General features: G+C 41.4%; 18 protein-coding genes. 15 read left to right on the top strand and 3 right to left on the bottom strand.

The window, feature by feature from the left end:
• Positions 1–2: 2 nt before the first annotated feature.
• Together dapD and RU86_RS03455 are read left to right on the top strand one after the other, a co-directional pair.
• Complete coding sequence (dapD, locus tag RU86_RS03460; protein ID WP_179296192.1) at positions 3–686, top strand: 2,3,4,5-tetrahydropyridine-2,6-dicarboxylate N-acetyltransferase; 684 nt, start codon at positions 3–5, stop codon at positions 684–686.
• 124 nt (positions 687–810) lie between these two features.
• Complete coding sequence (locus RU86_RS03455; protein WP_096814075.1) at positions 811–1,941, top strand: N-acetyldiaminopimelate deacetylase; 1,131 nt, start codon at positions 811–813, stop codon at positions 1,939–1,941.
• A gap of 17 nt (positions 1,942–1,958) precedes the next feature.
• On the opposite strand, the gene rpoN is transcribed toward RU86_RS03455, so the two are convergent.
• Positions 1,959–3,308 carry an RNA polymerase factor sigma-54 gene (gene rpoN / locus RU86_RS03450; protein ID WP_096814074.1) on the bottom strand — a complete coding sequence of 450 codons (1,350 nt, stop codon included), beginning with the start codon at positions 3,306–3,308 and terminating at the stop codon, positions 1,959–1,961.
• A gap of 120 nt (positions 3,309–3,428) precedes the next feature.
• Here rpoN and RU86_RS03445 point away from each other — a divergent pair, with 120 nt between their 5' ends.
• The 6 genes from RU86_RS03445 (at position 3,429) to RU86_RS03420 (ending at position 11,335) form a co-directional block, all read left to right on the top strand.
• Positions 3,429–6,230, top strand: coding sequence for a sigma-54-dependent transcriptional regulator (locus RU86_RS03445; protein WP_096814073.1), 2,802 nt, complete (start codon positions 3,429–3,431; stop codon positions 6,228–6,230).
• Positions 6,231–6,416: 186 nt separating this feature from the next.
• The gene (locus RU86_RS03440) at positions 6,417–6,860 is read left to right on the top strand and encodes a mannose/fructose/sorbose PTS transporter subunit IIA (RefSeq protein WP_096814072.1); all 444 of its coding nucleotides are present in this window, start codon (positions 6,417–6,419) and stop codon (positions 6,858–6,860) included.
• Positions 6,857–7,348, top strand: a complete 492-nt coding sequence (locus tag RU86_RS03435) for a PTS sugar transporter subunit IIB (protein ID WP_096814071.1) — start codon at positions 6,857–6,859, stop codon at positions 7,346–7,348. Before RU86_RS03440 ends, RU86_RS03435 begins: the two co-directional genes overlap by 4 nt.
• Before the next feature lie 45 nt (positions 7,349–7,393).
• Positions 7,394–8,188 carry a PTS mannose/fructose/sorbose transporter subunit IIC gene (locus RU86_RS03430; RefSeq protein ID WP_096814070.1) on the top strand — a complete coding sequence of 265 codons (795 nt, stop codon included), beginning with the start codon at positions 7,394–7,396 and terminating at the stop codon, positions 8,186–8,188.
• 11 nt (positions 8,189–8,199) lie between these two features.
• Positions 8,200–9,024 (top strand): mannose/fructose/sorbose PTS transporter subunit IID, encoded by an 825-nt coding sequence (locus RU86_RS03425; protein WP_047914677.1) that lies wholly within the window; start codon positions 8,200–8,202, stop codon positions 9,022–9,024.
• Positions 9,025–9,172: 148 nt separating this feature from the next.
• Positions 9,173–11,335, top strand: a complete 2,163-nt coding sequence (locus RU86_RS03420; RefSeq protein ID WP_179296188.1) for a glycoside hydrolase family 32 protein — start codon at positions 9,173–9,175, stop codon at positions 11,333–11,335.
• A 204-nt stretch (positions 11,336–11,539) separates the two neighbouring features.
• Here the strand turns inward: RU86_RS03420 and RU86_RS03415 are convergent, their stop codons facing one another.
• Complete coding sequence (locus RU86_RS03415; protein ID WP_096814068.1) at positions 11,540–12,892, bottom strand: MATE family efflux transporter; 1,353 nt, start codon at positions 12,890–12,892, stop codon at positions 11,540–11,542.
• A 288-nt stretch (positions 12,893–13,180) separates the two neighbouring features.
• Positions 13,181–13,378 (bottom strand): cold-shock protein, encoded by a 198-nt coding sequence (locus tag RU86_RS03410; protein WP_047914682.1) that lies wholly within the window; start codon positions 13,376–13,378, stop codon positions 13,181–13,183.
• 131 nt (positions 13,379–13,509) lie between these two features.
• Between RU86_RS03410 and RU86_RS03405 the strand changes: the two genes are divergently transcribed.
• The 7 genes from RU86_RS03405 (at position 13,510) to RU86_RS03380 (ending at position 18,951) form a co-directional block, all read left to right on the top strand.
• Positions 13,510–14,025: a 5-formyltetrahydrofolate cyclo-ligase gene (locus RU86_RS03405; protein WP_096814147.1), complete on the top strand. Its 516-nt coding sequence runs from the start codon at positions 13,510–13,512 to the stop codon at positions 14,023–14,025.
• 10 nt (positions 14,026–14,035) lie between these two features.
• On the top strand, positions 14,036–14,728 hold the full coding sequence (locus RU86_RS03400) for a rhomboid family intramembrane serine protease (protein WP_096814067.1): 693 nt from the start codon (positions 14,036–14,038) through the stop codon (positions 14,726–14,728).
• Between the two features lie 288 nt (positions 14,729–15,016).
• Positions 15,017–15,334, top strand: coding sequence for a PTS lactose/cellobiose transporter subunit IIA (locus RU86_RS03395; RefSeq protein WP_096814066.1), 318 nt, complete (start codon positions 15,017–15,019; stop codon positions 15,332–15,334).
• A 30-nt stretch (positions 15,335–15,364) separates the two neighbouring features.
• On the top strand, positions 15,365–16,792 hold the full coding sequence (locus RU86_RS03390) for a PTS sugar transporter subunit IIC (protein WP_096814065.1): 1,428 nt from the start codon (positions 15,365–15,367) through the stop codon (positions 16,790–16,792).
• A gap of 134 nt (positions 16,793–16,926) precedes the next feature.
• Positions 16,927–17,100: a hypothetical protein gene (locus RU86_RS11900; protein ID WP_179296187.1), complete on the top strand. Its 174-nt coding sequence runs from the start codon at positions 16,927–16,929 to the stop codon at positions 17,098–17,100.
• Positions 17,078–17,500 (top strand): DUF3284 domain-containing protein, encoded by a 423-nt coding sequence (locus RU86_RS03385; RefSeq protein WP_096814064.1) that lies wholly within the window; start codon positions 17,078–17,080, stop codon positions 17,498–17,500. Before RU86_RS11900 ends, RU86_RS03385 begins: the two co-directional genes overlap by 23 nt.
• 95 nt (positions 17,501–17,595) lie before the next feature.
• On the top strand, positions 17,596–18,951 hold the full coding sequence (locus tag RU86_RS03380; RefSeq protein ID WP_096814146.1) for a bifunctional metallophosphatase/5'-nucleotidase: 1,356 nt from the start codon (positions 17,596–17,598) through the stop codon (positions 18,949–18,951).
• Positions 18,952–18,998 lie beyond the last annotated feature (47 nt).

The raw sequence follows: 18,998 nt of genomic DNA, 5'->3' as shown, positions 1-18,998 counted from the left end.
CGATGAGCGCACAGGAAATTATTCAATTTATCGCTAATGCTGAGAAAAAAACGACTGTTAAAGTGACTTTTTCAGGTGAGTTGGCAGCCGCTATTCCACAATCAGTTATCCAACTCGGCAATGTCCTTTTTGGTGACTGGGCTGTTATTGCCCCACTACTCAGTAAGTTGACAGAAAATCAAGATTACGTTGTCGAACAAGACGGCCGTAACTCAGCTGTTCCTTTACTGGATAAACGAGACATTAATGCACGTATTGAACCAGGAGCTGTCATCCGAGATCAAGTGACGATCGGTGATAATGCGGTGATCATGATGGGCGCTGTGATTAATATCGGTGCTGAAATCGGTGCGGGTACGATGATTGATATGGGGGCTATTTTAGGTGGTCGTGCGACAGTTGGTACAAACTCACATATTGGTGCGGGTGCTGTTCTAGCTGGCGTTATCGAGCCTGCAAGTGCGGAACCAGTACGTATCGGTAATGACGTCTTAGTCGGTGCCAATGCTGTCGTGATTGAGGGTGTTCAAGTTGGGAATGGATCAGTTGTTGCAGCTGGTGCCATCGTGACACAAGACGTACCTGAAAATGTCGTAGTAGCTGGTGTGCCAGCACGTATCATCAAAGCAATAGACGATAGAACAAAACAAAAAACTGCCCTTGAAGAAGCACTTCGTACGCTTTAAGCCACGCAGCTTATAACTGAAATAGAGAAGTTGGCTAGCTGTTAGTTAGTCGGTTTCATTCGCAGGAAAAGGCAAAAGAAACTTTGCCTTTTTCGCTATCAGAACATCATATAAGGAGACAGCCATGCTTGATTTAATCGCGACGCGCAGAGACTTACATCAAATTCCAGAAATCGGGTTAGAAGAGTTTGAAACGCATGCCTATCTTATGGCAAAAATAGCCGAGTTAACTAAAGGAAAATCGTTTGTTTCCATCAAAACCTGGCAAACAGGCATTGTCGTCAAGTTAACGGGTACTGCACCAGAGAAAACGATCGGCTGGCGGACAGATATTGACGGCCTACCGATTATCGAAGATACTGGTCTAGATTTCAAGTCACGTCATGAGGGTCGCATGCATGCCTGTGGCCATGATATGCACATGACCTTGGCGCTAGGCGTCTTAGAGCAGCTGTTAGTCACGCAACCCAAGCAAAATCTAATCTTTCTATTTCAGCCTGCTGAGGAAAATGAAGCAGGTGGTATGCTAATGTATGAGGCAGGTATGCTCGATGGTGCCTTTCGACCGGATGAATTTTACGGCCTGCATGTTCGACCGGATCTAAAAGTTGGTGACATCGCGACAAATACCTCGACCCTATTTGCAGGTACCTGTGAAGTTAAGGTCTCCTTTAAGGGCACTGGTGGTCATGCAGCTTTTCCACACCATGCTAATGATGCCTTGGTCGCGGCAAGTTATTTTATCACCCAAGTTCAGACAATCGTCAGTCGAAATGTTGACCCGATAGAGGGTGCTGTTGTCACCTTTGGTAGTATGCATGCTGGGACGACTAATAATGTCATTTCTGAAACTGCCTATCTACACGGGACGATTCGCACCTTGACTCAGGAAATGAATGACCTGACACAAAAACGGATTCGTGAGATTGCGCAAGGAATTGCCACTAGTTTTGATTTGGCTGTTGAGATTGATCTCAGACAAGGTGGCTATCTGCCAGTTGAAAATAATCCTGCCTTAGCTGAGGAGCTGATGACCTTCTTTGATCAAGCAGAAGGTGTTAACTTGATTGATATCGCGCCTGCTATGACAGGAGAAGACTTTGGCTATCTGCTATCTAAAATCCCAGGGGTCATGTTCTGGTTAGGCATAGATACGCCTTATGCCTTGCATCATCCTAAGATGTCACCAGATGAAGCGGCACTAGCATTTGGTGTCAAACAGATTTCAAATTTTATCAAGACAAAAGCAGGCTAATCAAGCGCCTGCTTTTTTCAATACCGTTTTCTTTTACTAGATGATGGGATACCTAAGCTGTCTCTGTATTTGACGACTGTGCGACGTGAAATACTAACCTCTGATTTAGCGAGCAAGTCCACGATTTTTTGATCAGAGAGTGGTTGCTGCTTATTTTCAGTTTCAATAATGGCTTGTAGTTTCATTTTTACTGCTTGGTTTGAGATCGGGTTACTATCGCCATCTGCCTGATGCTGTGAGATACCTTGGGTGAAAAATGATTTCAGCTCATAAATGCCGAATGGCGTTCTCATATATTTTTGGTTGACTGCTCGACTGATTGTCGATTCGTGTAAACCCAAGGCTGTTGCAATCTCTTTTAAGGTCATCGGCGTCAGAGGGTGCGTCTGTTGATAAAAAAAGTCGGCTTGTCGATGCAGAATCTCAGTTCCCACACGCAGGATGGTATCCCCACGTTTTGCAACGGTTTCTTTTAGCCAGTCAAACTCGGCTTTACGTGCGGTTAAATAGTCTTGTAATTCGGTATCGGCTACTTGTTTGTAGCGGTCATAGTATTTTTGTTGAAAATTAACTTGCGGTTGCCAGTCTCTGGTTGACCCAAGGGTCAGCTTACCATCTATCAGGGTTACCTCTAAATCAGGTTTGATGAACTGGGCCAAGGGGAGGCTATAGGCAGTGCCCGGTCGAGGCGTTAAACTCTGGATATAGTCAAAAATAACTTGTATATCACTTAAACTGATCTGGTAACGCTGACTGATGGGATCCCATTGGTGATTGACGAGTTGGTCAAAGCTTTCTTCAAGCAGTAGATAGGCAATATCAGGTGCATGGTTATCACGCTCTGTCTGTAACATGAGACATTCCTGTAAAGTTCTAGCGCCGATGCCAGCAGGTTCTAACTGCTGTAACAGTGTGAGGGCATCAAGCATCTCAACCTCTGTTGCGCCCGCTTGACTAGCAGCAGTCTCGAGTGAAATTGTCAGATAGCCATTCGCATCGATGTAACCCACTAAATAGAGCAGGAGGGTACGTAAAAAAGTATCTCGGTAGTTTAAATGAATTTGCTCTATCAAGTGATCAAATAAAGAGGTTTTTTCAGCAGGTAATTGTGCTAAAAAGGCTTGATGCTTATCTTCGGATAGCTGATTGGCATGGGTTGATAGGCTTGAGCCATCAGCATGATCAGCTGACAACTTAATCGTGATGAGTGGATTATCCAGTGCTTGCTCACGCAAAAAATCAACTAAATCAGTCGAGTTGAACTGTAAGACACGAAGTGATTGCTGCATCTTTTGGGTCATAGCAAGTTTCTGGATTTGGGCTTGTGCTTGCTGCTGGGTTAACTGGTTAGTGGGTTTGACTATCATATGTAACGATCTTTCTATTTGGTCTTATTATTTCATTATACACTATCCCTGATTGATAGTTCATAAAAATTAGAATTTTATGTATAATAGGAGTATCATGCTTGGAATAAAAGGAGAGTTATGCTCAGAATCGACCGTGTCTACCAAGCCTTAAGTCAGCTATGGTTTGATAAGACGATAAATGATCTAGAGGAAATGCAAGGTACACCTGCGCTTGAACTAGCTAAGGCATTAGCAATTAGTCGAGCTAATACAAGCCTAGAACTGAATAAATTAGTGCGAGATGGACGGGTGATCAAGGTGACCACCTATCCGGTGCGTTTTCTACCTAAGGAAGGTATGGAGGCACTATTAGATAAAACGTTACACGATGTAACGGAGGTTCAAACAGTAGCTGACATCATCGGTTCTGATCAGGATCAGTCAGAAGTCAATGCTGATGTGACACTTGCACACTCAAAAAATCCGTTTGATCAAATCATTGGCTATCAGTCAAGCTTAAAAAAAGTGATCTCCCAGGCTAAGGCGGCTGTTTATTATCCACCATCGGGCTTACACATGCTCTTACTGGGTCAGACTGGTACAGGTAAGACTTTCTTTGCGGAAAAAACCTATGAGTACTCCCAATATGAGGGATTACTAGCAGAAGATGCCCCATTTAAGAGTTTTAACTGTGCAGACTACTATAATAATCCGCAGTTGCTGATGAGTCAATTGTTTGGCTATGCCAAAGGGGCATTTACTGGGGCAGAAAGTGATCGTGAGGGCTTAGTTGAAAAGGCAGATGGTGGTATTTTACTACTAGATGAGGTACATCGACTCCCACCAGAAGGCCAAGAGATGCTCTTTTACTTTATAGATAATGGGACATTTAACCGATTGGGAGAGAGTGGGGTTAAACGACATAGTAAAGTCCTCATCATCTGTGCGACGACGGAAAATCCAGAGTCAGCCTTACTAAAAACTTTTGTCAGACGGATTCCGATGACGATTCAAATTCCTTCCTTGAGCGAGCGCTCAATCGAGGAACGTGTTGAATTGACAACCTTTTTATTTGGTCAGGAAGCTAAGCGCATCAAGAAAACAATCCGCATTTCGATCGATGTGATTAATGCGCTTGTGCATGTGACGACTTCTGGGAATGTCGGTCAGTTAAAATCAATGATTCAGCTCGTCTGTGCCCAAGCTTTTTTGAAAAGTATTCATCGCTTTGAGGAAGTAGATATCGACATTCGTAGTCTGCCAGAGGAAATTCGGGAAGACTGGATGAGTAGTCGTGAAAATTTAGCGCGCGCCATGACGATTTCAAAGTATGTTGATGTCGTGACAGTGATTCATCCTGAAAAGATAACTGTAGCACCTGCGGCATCTACGGATTATAACATCTATGATGCGCTTGATAAAAAGATAGCCGTCCTAGAAGATGAGGGACTATCTCATATGCGGATCAAACAGACCATGCTTGATGAGTTGCAGTTATATCTGAAAAAGTATGTTAAAAATTATGATAGTACCCTAAATCTGCTAAACTTTGTTGACAAATCGATTGTCGACTTTGTTACTGACTTAAAGGGGATTGCTGAAGCAGAAATGGGCGTCAAATTTGATAGACGGTTTGTTTATTTTTTTGCCATGCATATCGATGCTTATTTTGCGCGTGGTGAAAAAGTCAATTTATTAGTTGAGCAGGAGATTGACCACTTTAAAAAAGACCATGGGTTGGCTTATCAAGTGGCTGAACGTTTTAAAGTCGAGGTGTTTAACACCTTCCATCATAGTCTACCGGATATAGAAGTTGCTTATTTGGCCATGCTCCTTGTCAATATGGAAACAGAAAGTACGGATCAAAAAATAGGTATTCTGGTCGCTGCTCATGGTAATAGTACAGCAACCTCGATGGTTAACGTCGTCACAGAATTGTTAGGCGTGGCCCAAATAGACTCACTTGATATGTCACTAGCTATGACGCCTCAAGAGATGTTCGAAGCAGTTGTCGACAAGGTTAAAAAGTTGAATATGGGGAAAGGTGTCTTATTATTAGTCGATATGGGATCCTTGTCCATGATTGAGCCCAAACTAGTCAAAGCAAGTGGCATAGAGGTCAGAATTATCCAAAATGTCACGACAGTGATGGTCTTAGATACCGTCCGAAAAGCAGCCTATACGGATAGAACGCTGATGAATGTCTATGATTCAGTTAAACGCGACTTTTTAGCAGCAGTTCGTGCGCAAAAGACCTCTAAAGGTCGGCCAAAAGCAATCGTATCGATTTGTATGACGGGTTCTGGTACTGCTAAGAAAGTGGAGACCTTGCTAAATGATATTGTTGAGCGGACGACAGATGAGGATGTTCGTATCTTGACCTTATCGGCTTTGAAAATCAAGGAAGAGATGCCCAAAATTTTAGCCAACTATCAGGTGTTGGCAAGTGTTGGCACCAAAAATCCGAAAATTGAAGCACCCTACATCTCACTTGAAAAGTTAATCGAAGGTAGTGGCACGAATATGCTCAACCAAATCTTAACAAAGGGAGAGATGCGTGAGGTCGACAATAAAAGCCAAAACTATGTGATCAGAGATTTATGTGCAGATATGCTTGAGACCCATCTTGTCTATTTGAATCCGAGATTGATGTTAGATTTCTTATTAAAATGGACAGATCAAGTTCAGCAGGAATGCCAGATGAATTTTCAGAATGCAACGCTGATTAAATTGATCATTCACAGTGCCTTTGCCTTTGAGCGTGTGATTAAGGAAGACGCCCTAGCCTATGAGGATATCGCAAGTGAGGACACCCTTGCCTTGCTACCGATCGTATCAAAAACACTATTAACGATGGAGGATGGCCTCAACCTGCGTTTATCTCAAGGAGAAAAACTCTTTATCTGTGAAATCCTTGCTGAGGCAACAAGTGTTTCATAAGTGAAAAAAGTGTTTTAAATGCTTGTCAACTGTTTTAAAGAGTGTTTCTTTTGAAAGATTCCCTCTTTTTTTGTTTCTGAAACCCCTTACAAACTGGCGGTTTAAAAATAATGTTGTTAAAAAACACTGTTTGGCACACTTCTTGCTCTTATATAAGTGTAAAGAAAAAGAAGAGGAGAAAAAAGTATGACAGCAATTATTGTCAGTGGACATGGTCAATTGTCAACAGGCTTACTAGATGCTTTTGAAATGATTTTTGGTCATGACGATAAAATTATCGCTGTACCGTTTTTGAAAGGTGAAGGGATTCCGCAACTTCAAGACAAGTATCAAACTGTAATGGATCAGTTTCCAGGCGAACCCATTTTATTTTTAGTAGACGTGTTTGGCGGCACACCTTATAACTCAGCAGTGCAACTGGTGTTCAATAACCCACGTGCAGATGTCGTGACAGGTGTTAACTTGCCAATGCTACTCGAAATCGCAGCAATTAAAGAATTCAGTGACTTAGATGCGCTTAAGCAACAGTTAAAACTAATCAACCAAGAAGGTTTCAAAATCTTCTCGGAAGTCATTAGCGCAGCTAAGACCACAGACCCTATAGATGATGAAGAGGATGATTTATTATGAAAATTGAACTAGCAAGAATTGATGACCGTTTTATCCATGGACAAGTCCTAACAAAATGGGTAAAACTTCGCCCAATCGACCGCATTATCATTGTCAGTGATTCAGTTGCTGCAGATGAAATGCGTAAGACATTAGTCTTATCCGTTGCACCAGCCAATGTTGCGGCAAGTGCAGTGTCAGTAGACAAGATGATTCGTGCCTATAAGTCACCTAGATATGCAACGACGACAGCCATGCTGTTATTTGAGAATCCAGCAGACATCGTTCGACTTGTCGAAGGTGGTGTGGATTTGAAAGAAGTCAATGTTGGTGGCATGCGCTTTGATGTTGAACGCAAACAAATTACCAAATCTGTTTCTGTTACGCAAGCAGACATTGCAGCCTTTAGAAAATTAAAAGAACTGGGACTGAAAAACGAGTTGCGTCAGTTACCAGGCGATACATCACAGGACTTCAATGACATTCTAGAGGGTGCTTTGAAAGACTGAGATCATCACTAGTTGTCAATGTTTTCCATTTGAAGGAGGAAAAAAATGAGTGTCATTCAAATTGTATTATTACTAATTGTTGCGGCAATTACTGGTATTGGATCAGTAGTTGATGAAGCACAAACACATCGCCCATTGGTTGCCTGTACATTAGTCGGGATTGTTTTAGGAGATATTCCAACTGGGATTATCCTCGGTGGGACACTAGAGATGATGGCTTTGGGCTGGATGAACGTTGGGCTTGCTATGGCACCTGATACAGCAATTGCCTCAGTTATCTCCACTATTCTTGTTATTAATTCACACCAAGGGATTGGTCAAGGGATTGCGATTGCAGTTCCCCTTGCGGCAGCTGGTCAAGCTTTGACAATTTTTGTTAGAACGATTACTGTATTTTTTATTCATAAAGCTGATGATATGGCCAAAAAAGGTAACTACAAAGGGATTGAACGTGCCCACTTGCTAGCCATGAGCTTGCAGGCCTTACGTGTCATGATTCCAACCTTGATTATTTGCTTAATCTCTGCAACTGCTGTACAACATTTCCTAAGTTCTATTCCAGAAGTCATCACAAGAGGTCTTCAAATCGGTGGAGGTATCATCGTTGTTGTTGGGTATGCCATGGTGATTAACATGATGGATGTCCCTTACTTGAAACCGTTCATGTACGCTGGTTTCCTATTTGCAGCCTTTACCAACTTCAACCTTGTTGGCTTTGGTGCTCTAGGCTTAATCGCAGCATTGATCTACCTACAATTAAAATACAATAATCAACCACAAGCGGCTGTCACACCAGCAGGTGTCGTGTTTGATGATGACGATGACGACTTAGACGCATAGGGGGAAATAAAATGAGTGAAAAATTATTAACTAAAAAAGAATTAACAAGTATGTTTCTCCGTTCAAATTTCCTACTCGGGTCTTTCAACTTTGAACGTGTACAATCGCTAGGGTTCTGTTATGTCATGATTCCAGCCTTGAAAAAAATCTACCCACCAGGTCCAGAACGTGATGATGCCTTGGCGCGTCACTTGGAATGGTTTAATACACAACCTTGGTTGACAGCACCGATTTTCGGTGTGACAGCTGCCATGGAAGAAGAAAAGTCAAAAGGTAGAGATATCGACGGTTCAGCAATTCAAGCCATGAAAATTGGCTTGATGGGACCGATGGCCGGTGTTGGGGATCCTATTTTCTGGGGGACAGCACGTCCGGTATTTGCAGCGTTAGGTGCTTCTCTAGCCTTGACAGGATCACTAGCAGGACCGCTCCTCTTCTTCTTCTTGATTAATGCTTTACGCCTGACAGTCAAATATTTCGGTCTCTTCTATGGCTATGAAAAAGGCTTAGAAATTATCAAAGACATGGCTGGCGGCCGGATCAAGAAATTGACAGAAGGTGCCTCAATCGTTGGGTTGTTTGTCATGGGTGCTTTGATTAGCAAATGGACAAACATCAATATCGTCTTACAAGCAACTAAAATGAAGGATGCTGCTGGTAAAGTGAAAATCCAATCCGTTCAAAATGTATTAGACAGTATCATGCCTGGTATGTTAGCACTTGGCTTGACCTTGTTTGTCGCTTGGTTACTCAAAAAAGGTGTGAATCCACTCTTGATTATCATCGTGATCTTTGCCGTTGGTATCCTAGGGTATGCCGGTGGCGTATTAGGATAAGAGACTATCCAAATCTTATATAGCTATTAATGGCGTTGCTGACTACTATGGTCGCAACGCTATTTTTAAAACCTGTAATCGGCGTTAGGTCAGCTAGCGTCTATTATATAAGCATAAAATGAAAGCGCTTTATAAAAAGGAGAATGGCATGAAAGTAGACTTATTGCGTAAGGGATGTAAGGTATTAATGGCGGGTCTTGTGGTTGGGACAGGACTTGCATTAGTCAAACCAGCTGCTGCTGAGGCAGCTAGTTCTGCCAATCAAGTCGGTTGGCAATACAACGAATTATTTAGGAATCAATATCACTATTCAGCTGCAAAGAACTGGTTGAATGATCCGAATGGCTTAGTCTATGATGATACGACGAATACCTACCACATGTATTATCAATATAATCCCAACGGTAATAGTTGGGGAGATATGTCCTGGGGCCATGCCATAAGTCATGATTTAATTAACTGGCAAGAACAAGCTGTTGCAATCCCCATGCTTGATAAGCAAGCCGACATGGATTTTACCTTTAAAAATACGACAGGTCAGTTTACAAAAGAGGGTAAAAATGGACAAGTTCATTATTTAGGTCAACCTCGTACAGATTGGGATGGTGGCAATGGTAAGAAATATATTTTCAGTGGTTCAACTGTATTAGATAAGGAAAATAAGAGTGGTTTAGGGAAAAATACACTACTTGCTTATTATACGAGTTGTTTTCAAATGCCGACACGCTGGGATGACGGAGGTGAAGGCGGCATGGGATCATGGTTTGGTATGAGTGAGGTGCAAGAGCAACACCTTGCGTATAGCACGGATGGGGGACAAACATTTAAGCAATTTGATGGGGCAAAGTCTGTAGCAGATAATATGGCAGGGCTAGCTAATCAGAAGTCTCCAAAAGCTATTATCCCAGTCACAGCTATTTCAAGTTTGGCTGGTATTGATGCCAAAGACTTCCGTGATCCAAAGGTTGTCTATGATCAAGCGCATGGCCAGTGGCTGATGGTTGTCGTAGCAGGTCAACAAGCACTGATTTTTAAATCAGATAACCTGATAGATTGGACCTACACCTCTGCCATACAACGACAACATGATAGTGGTATTGGGGTATGGGAATGTCCAGAGTTGATTCCGATGACAGTTAAAGATAGTACTGAGACTAAATGGGTGCTTACGATGAGCGTTCAAGATCATGCCTACGCTTCGGGGTCCGGTATGCAATATATGATCGGTGATATGAATGCCAAAGGTACCTGGACACCCGCGACAGAAAAGACTTTATCAAAGCCGAATTGGTTAGATTATGGGGAGGACTTTTATGCAGGCGTGACATTTGGTAATACTGGAGATAGACGTATCATGATGAGCTGGGAGAGTAATTGGAAGTGGACTGATTTACAGAAAACGACACCTTGGTATAGCCACATGACGATACCTAGAGAGCTAACATTAGTTGCAGATAGTAAATACGACGGTGGCTATAAATTGATGCAAGCCCCAATCCCCGAACTAGATCAAGCAAATGGAGAAAAAACAGTTATTCCAGCCTTAAACAAGGGCACAGTGACACCAGATAAAGGAACTGTCTTAACAGGGGATATGCATGATGCTAACGCAGCACTAGTGACCAATTATAAGGGAACAACGTATAAGATTGAATCAGAATTTACTTGGGATGAGGCAACAAAACCGACTGCCTTAGGGATGTATGTCAGAGGAACAGATGGATTTGATCGTAAATTATTTGTCGGCTATGATTTTGGCCCCCAACTTGCTTATGTCAATAGTTTGCAAACAGGTGATAAAGATAGTTTAGCCGCAGGTCGGGACCACACAAATACCTTTATCCCAAATACAGGTAAACTTAAATTGACGGCATTAGTTGATGAATCCTCAATAGAAGTCTTTGTTAATGATGGTGAAAAAACGATCACTCAAGTCTTTTATTACCGACCAGATAACCTTGGTGGGCCTACTGTAAAGACAGATCAACTTGGCTTTTATGTTGAGGGAGGTGCTGATAAAAAAGCAACTGTACAGCATATGGTGATTACGCCATATCGCAGTATGTTTGGGAACATCCAAAATCAAACAGCAGACATTGAAATTGCACAAGGCACAAACTTCAACCCCTTAACCTATCTACAGTTTACTGATACTTTAGGTGATGGCACGACGACTATACCTTTAGTTACGGTGAAAGATAATCAGGTCAATACAGCAGTTACGGGAGCGTATTCCATAACCGTGGCGGTAACAAATAGTGCAGGCAAGTATCAAGAGTTTACAATTCCGGTTAAGGTCGTTAACAAGTGAGAGATAGTTGATGAACCAGACTTAAAACTTGTGACTGCAAGTCTTTCTGAACAAAACCTTGATCCCCGCTTTTTAATTAGGGATCCCGATATGAGCAGCAGTGATGAATAAAAATAAGCCATCGTCGTCAAGGACAATGGCTTATTTTGGTTATGTATCATCTATGGTGGCGGACATAATGGCGGCATCGTTTTTTTGCAACAACTAGATGACGGGTAGTTCTTTTTCACTTTTCTTTCTCAAGTCCTTGGTAATTTGAAAATAACTTGGGACAAGGATGATCACACTGCCTATCCAGGCGGCTGGGCTTGAGAATAGGACGCCGATTAGGCCGACTGTGACGAGACTGAGTACAGAGACCCCAGCACGCATGAGGAGCTCAGCTACACCAGCTAAGGTAGGAACTAAGCTGTTACCATAGCCTTGGATAAAGGAGCGCACCACGAATAGGATGGCTAGAAGCCAATAGAAGGCCCCGTTTACTAGATAGTAGTCAAAGGCTAGGTGAATAATGTTTGTTTCCTTGGCGCTGATAAATAATCCGGAGAAAAATTGGTTAAAGATAAGGAGGATAACCGTAAACAAAATCCCCCAGATGACATTGATGATGACCGAGTGCTTGAGACCAACAAGCATGCGCTTATACTGTCTAGCACCGAAGTTTTGAGCGGTAAAGGTCGTCACGGCAAGTCCTAGACTAATCATCGGTAGCATGGCAAGCTGATCGATTTGTCGGCCGATGGCTTGCATGGCCACGACATCTGTACCCAATTTATTCAGGACAATCTGTAAGGTTAAACTGCCCAAGGCGATGATGCTAGACTGGAATCCCATGGGATAGCCTAGGGCTGAGTGTTTTTTAATCTCTGCTTTATCTAAGCTTAAATGCCGCTTCTTAACATGTAAGAGTGGCATTTTAAGCTTGATAAAGATGATCAGATAAATCACAGAAAATGCTTGGGCGATAATCGTTGCGATACCAGCCCCGAAAACACCTGCGTGTAGGCCAAGTATGAAGACAAACTCTAAAATAATATTAAGGATAGTAGAGATGATCAGGGCGATTAAGGGTGTTTTAGAATCCCCTATGGCACGCAGCACGTTTGATAGGTAATTAAATAAGACGGTGAAAATCAGACCACCAAAAATAGCTTTCAAAAAGTCATGCGCATCATAGATTAAGGCTTGGGGGGTCTGCATCCATTGAAGCAAAGGAAATGAAAACAGATAGGCTATGATGGTTAGACCAATGGAGGTGACTAAAGTCAAGAAGAGGCCAATAATAAATGATTTTTTAACGCCTTCAGTATCGTTGGCACCAAATCGTTGTGAGATAATGATCGAAAAGCCACTGGTAATCCCAATCGCAAATCCCATCACTAAAAAGTTTAAGGCACTTGTCGCGCCAACAGCTGCAAAGGCATCTTTCCCAAGTGTATGCCCTACGATTATAGCATCAATAAAGTTATAAAAAAGCTGAAATAAATTACCTAAGAGTAGTGGGAAAGTAAATAATAAAATGACTTTGATAGGTGTTCCTTTTGTTAAATCTATCATGATAAATGTGACTGTGAATCAGCTAGCGTAATCAGCTATCCACAGCCAGGGTATCCTTTCTATATCATTATGATCGTATGTCAGTTAATCAACACACATTGAAAATGAAATCGTTTTCTTTGATGAATATCTATAGTTTAACACAAAAAAAGTGATCGTGGCAGGCGATATTAGGAAAAAAAGACGTCATTTGAACAAAAAAAACAAAACAGACTTAACAAGTTTGCTTTGTTTTTTAGCTAAGAACAATCAAATGAACGTACTTAGGTTTATATTTGAAACTAGGAATTAACGAGTAACGTTAACAGCTTGTAATCCACGAGCGCCATCTTCAACGTCGTAGTTTACTGCTTGACCTTCTTCAAGAGTTTTGAATCCGTCTGTTTGGATTGCTGAGAAATGTACGAAAACATCTTTTCCGTCTTGACCAGTGATGAAACCGAAGCCTTTTTCAGCGTTAAACCATTTAACTGTACCTTGTGCCATTTTGAATCTCCTTCGCCCATGAGGGCATTTTAATTTTGTGTAAATCTGAAACCGCTTAGAAAGGATGAAACAAAATGAACCAAACTTTTTAAATCGTGAACAAACTACCCTTTTATGTTATCATAAAACATATGAAAAAGAAAGCAGAAATACGAAAAAAGATGAAATTTTTCTTAAAAAACTTTAATTTGGCTGAAAAACAAGCGCAAACAAGGCAGATTTTCGATCAATTTTTCGCATCAGATAGCTATAAACAAGCAAAAGTGATTGCTGTTTTTCTACCCATGGCCTTTGAATTTGATATGACTAGCATTTTGACGGATAAAACCAAACGGATTGTCATTCCTAAAACGCTAGCAAATTATCAGATGATTTTCACCGATTATGAACCAGATAAACTGGTCATGACATCTTTTGGGGTTCAAGAGTCTCGGGATGCGATCAGTGTTACCCCAGATTTAATCATCGTTCCGGGCCTAGCTTGGTCAAATGCGGGCTATCGCATTGGCTTTGGTGGTGGCTATTATGACCGATATCTTGCTAACTTTAAAGGTGACACGGTAAGCCTTGTCTATGACTTTCAAATCGTACCTGATTTCCAACCAGAACCGTTTGATATTGCCATCTCAAGACTATTTAAGGTATAATGAAAGTAATATGAAAAATTTAAATAGCTATCGAAATGAATTTAATAAATATCGTGCAACTTATATTTTAGCGGGTCTTACACTAGGCGTTTGGCTGTCACAGTTTTTGGCGAATGGTGCCCAAGCGGTTAAACCCATTAATTTATTCCGCTTTGGTGCCTTGTTTGGTCCAGACATTATTTATAATCCGACGCATCTATGGCGATTAGTGACCCCTATTTTTGTCCATATCGGCTGGGAACATTTTCTACTCAATTTCTTTACCTTAATTTTTATTGGTAGACAAATTGAAGGCATATTTGGTAGTCAACGCTTCTTCGCCATTTACCTATTTTCAGGAATCTATGGCAATATTACCAGCTTCTTTTTCGAACCGTATAGTTTAGCGGCAGGTGCGTCAACCTCACTGTTTGGTATTTTTTCTGCCATGGCCATGCTGGGTTATCTGACAAAGAATCCCTCTTTTCAAGTGGTTGGTAAACAATTCGCCATTTTGATTTTAGCAAATTTAGTGATCAATTTATTTCAAACTGATGTTGGGATTACAGGTCATATTGGTGGTGCACTAGGTGGTATTTTACTTGCGGCACCTTTTTCACCCAAGCTACTAGCACATAATATTTCCAGAAATAAAAAATTAGCTTTTTTAGCCATCTTTATCCTTACAGCTGTATGGATGGTGTTTATGGCTTTTAGAGCATAAGGGATTAACTTGAAAAGTAACAAAGTCTCAGATTATTTGAGGCTTTTTTTGATCCCTTATTTTTAGTCATTCATTTTAAACTGTTCAATCGTGCTTTGGTTTTTAAATAAAGCAATTAACAGTTTTATTAATGTAAGGGGTTGCATTTTTTTTAGATACATGATATGCTATTGGTATAGACCATTAATTAGTTTGGTCTATACCGATATGTAGGCATTCTGGCTTGTTTGGGTTAGGCTAAACTTGACTAAGTCAATGCACAGGTGTTTTAGGATTGAGAGGAGACATATGGACGACGCACAAATGGCAGTTATCATGCCCCTGATTATGTACGGAGGGGAAGCAAAATCCTCAGCGATTGAAGCGATTCAGGCAGCGAAAGCAGGGGATTTTGAGACCGCTGATGAACGGATTAAAGCTGCGGGCTCAGCAATCGTTGCAGCGCATCATGGTCAAACTGACTTGCTAACCAAGGCGGCTAACGGTGAAGATGTACCTGTCTCGATCTACATGGTACATGCCCAAGATCATTTGATGACAGGAATTGCATTTGTTGATTTAGCAAAAGAAATTATTGAGCTCTATCGGGTAATTCAAAAAGATTAAGACAGATTAAATGAAAAAAGGAGAATTTTTATGAATGCAATTACAGCGTGGATGGAGAGATACTTCGTCCCACTAGCAGCAAAAATTGGCGCACAAAAGCACCTCGTTGCCTTACGTGATGCCTTTATTGGTACGATGCCAGCAACTATGGCGGGTGCGATTGCAGTAATGATTAACGCCATTGTTCGAGATTTACCTGCCAAGTTTTTCCCAGGTTATGATGGCAGTACGGTTCCAGTTGTTAAAGAAATTATTAGTGTCAATGGATTTGTTTGGAATGGTACACTTGCAATTGTTGGTATTATCTTTGCCTTTTCATGGGGGTATAACCTGGCAAAAGCCTATAAAGTGAACGAATTAGCTGGTGGGATTGTCTCACTTGCAGCTCTTATTCAGGGTGTTGGGTTCTCATTTTCATCAACAACAGCAGTCAAATTATCGGCTGCAGCTGCTAAGGCGATTAACGGCACGACTGCAACCAGTGGCATGTCCTATGCTGATGGCACATTAAGCGCAGGTGGCTGGGGTTGGCTTAAACTCGGATTTCTAGATGGGAATGCCTACTTTGTCATCATGGTCATGGGTGCCCTAGCAACGATTATCTATGCAAAATTGATGCTAAAAGAAATTACAATCAAGATGCCTGACACTGTTCCTCCAGCAGTAGCTAAGGCCTTTACAGCGATTATTCCTGCAGCTGTTGCACTCTATGTAACAGCGATTATCTATTACCTCTTTAGTATCACACTTGGTAAAAATGGCGATGTCATGATTACCTGGGTACAAAAAACCATTGCAGAGCCGTTTATGAACATCGGTCAAAGTCTAGGCGCTATCTTATTGGTTACCTTCTTAGTCTCATTGATGTGGTTGTTTGGCCTTCATGGGTCAAATGTTATGGCACCAGTACTTGAAGGTATTTGGGGTGTTGGCTTACTTAAAAATAGTAACGTCTATCAAGCTGGCGGTATGAAAGCTGTTAAGAAAGCGATCGAAGCTGGTAATGGTGATGCCTACATGTGGGTAAGAAATTCATTTGATAGCTATGCCTGGTTTGGCGGTGTCGGTGGGACAATCACCCTCCTGATTATGATCCTTGCACTGTCTAAACGTGAAGATTACCGTGTTGTCGCTAAACTCGGCATTGGCCCATCAGTGTTCAACATTAATGAACCTGTTATGTTTGGTTTGCCAATCGTCTTAAATCCAATCTTCTTCATTCCGTTTATTCTTGCACCACTAGCAGGTGTAACGATTGGGTATGCAGCAACTGCTTGGCATTTAGTAGATCCAATTGTGACAACAGTACCGTGGGTTGTACCACCATTCCTGATGAGTTTGATGGCAACAGCCTACGACTGGCGTGCACCAATCGTGACGTTAGTTTCATTTATTGCAGCACTTGCAATTTGGGCACCTTTTGTTATCGCAGCAAATGGGACAAAAGATGCTGACTAATTTAGTCTGACTTAAACTTCCTTTTGACAAGTTAAAAGGAAGTTTTTTTTAATCAATGGTAGTTTTAAAAATGGGATGAATCTTGTCACATAATGGCTGATAGGATACAACGCGTATCTGATAAAGGAGAAAGTATGCAACAATGGGGATGGGGTGTGGTGAGTATCGCTTTACTCATATTTGTCAGCACCTATCAAAATAACAAGGGATTAGTCGCTTTTAGTATCGTTTTAGGTATACTTGGTATCATGATGGTAAGGGTTAGCGCAAAAAAGGAGAGAAATAGTGAAAATCATAAAGACACTTGATGTACCAAGGCAGTTCATCTTTGACCAAATTTCGGCATCTAGCTTGTATGATATCCATCAGCATACTGGTCGAACACCAAAAATTGCCAGCCTGACTGGCTTCGAGTATAAGAAGACCTTCGGTAAGCATCAATCAGGTCGCATTAAATTTGATGACGTGGTAGAACCATCTGTTTACGCCTTTACAACCTCAACAAATAAAAATATCTTTCAGACACGTTGGGAACTTCATAAGCTTGATGACAAGATAACAGATGTCATTATTACTGAAACAAGTCAGTCACTTGGTATGATACAAAATATAAATGATACGGTCATGTCATTTATATTCGGTAAGATTAAGAAACGTCAGATGCTTGCTATTTTAGATGCTATTACAACCTCATATCATGGTAGATAGTCCCAAAGCTTGATTTTATGATAAGTTGGCATGATCATAAACGGATAATGATTGAAAAGGCGACACAAGATCGCCTTTTTTGCTATAATGAAGCTATGATTAATCAAGAAAATGTGCTAAAAATCTTACATTTGAATGATTTACACTCTCATTTCGAAAACTATCCAAAAATTAAGCGATTTTTTAAGGAAAAATCAGTTGGTTTTTCAGATGTCTTACGATTTGATATTGGCGATAATGTCGATCGGTCTCATCCGCTCACAGAGGCAACACTTGGCAAGGGCAATATCGCTTTGATGAATGACTTGCAGCTGACAGCAGCAACGATTGGTAACAATGAAGGATTGGGCCTGCAAAAGTCAATGCTAGATGTGCTTTATGCCTCAGCCAATTTCCCCATCATCCTGGCCAACATCAAAGACAAGGGCCTGCAACCTAGCTGGGCTGTTGAGAAAAAAACGGTTATGACATCTTTTGGCATGACCATCGATATTTTTGGGTTGACAGCACCCTATCCACTCGCTTATCCAGACATGGGATGGGATATTTTAGACCCACAAGCTGTGTTAGCCAAGCAATTAGCAGATTCAGAAGCTGATTTCACCATATTATTAAGCCATCTTGGTTGGCGTTTTGATGAACTAGCAGCACAAACATTTGATAATCTAGATCTTATTTTGGGAGCCCATACCCATCATGTCTATGAATTTGGAAAATATATTGATGGGACAATGCTAGCTGCTGCAGGCCGCTATGGCGAATATGTGGGTGAGGTGACCTTGCGGTTTGACGATCAGTTCCAATGTATTCAATCTGAGATTATTGCAGAAGATAAGCATCATTTGGCGTCTAAAGCGGAAGATAAAGCAGTGATAGCTGAATTGGCCAGTCGTGGGCATGACCTATTAAAAGCGGATCAAGTTGCTTGTCTACCAAATGGGTATGCAAACCACTATCCGACTTACCAGGCATCACACTTTGTTGCAGCTATTTTGGCTGCGGAAAATCAGGTGCCAGCTGTCATCATGAATAGTGGGATGATTGTTGATGCGATACCACAACTCCTAACCTTGGATGACTTACATGACATCTTACCCCACAGTATTCGCATGGTAAAATGGACAGTGAGTGGATCAGAGCTTAAGGCGATCATGGCTGAGCTATATGATGTTGGTAATTACCTGAAAACACAAAAAATCGTTGGCATGGGCTTTAGAGGAAAAGTATTTGGAGACATCATTTTATCAGGCATGACCTATGAAAATGACCAGATTTTGTATCAGGGGTCTCCAGTTATTGATGACGCGGATTATCGGATATTAGTGCCTGATCAGTATTTATTTGCTGCTTATTTTCCAATATTGAAAGCATCGGGAACAGCAGAAATTCAGTTTCCAAGATTCATGAGAGAAATCGTAGCAGATTATTTAAAACAAGGTGTTTCCGACTGATAGCGTAGTGGATAAACAACTTGATCGTAACTAAGTATAAGGAAAGA

It is taken from the genome of Pseudolactococcus piscium (assembly GCF_002441695.1).
Classification (GTDB): domain Bacteria; phylum Bacillota; class Bacilli; order Lactobacillales; family Streptococcaceae; genus Pseudolactococcus; species Pseudolactococcus piscium.
The sequence above is the reverse complement of the archived record's forward strand: the minus strand, read 5'-3'. Positions and strand labels throughout refer to the sequence as shown.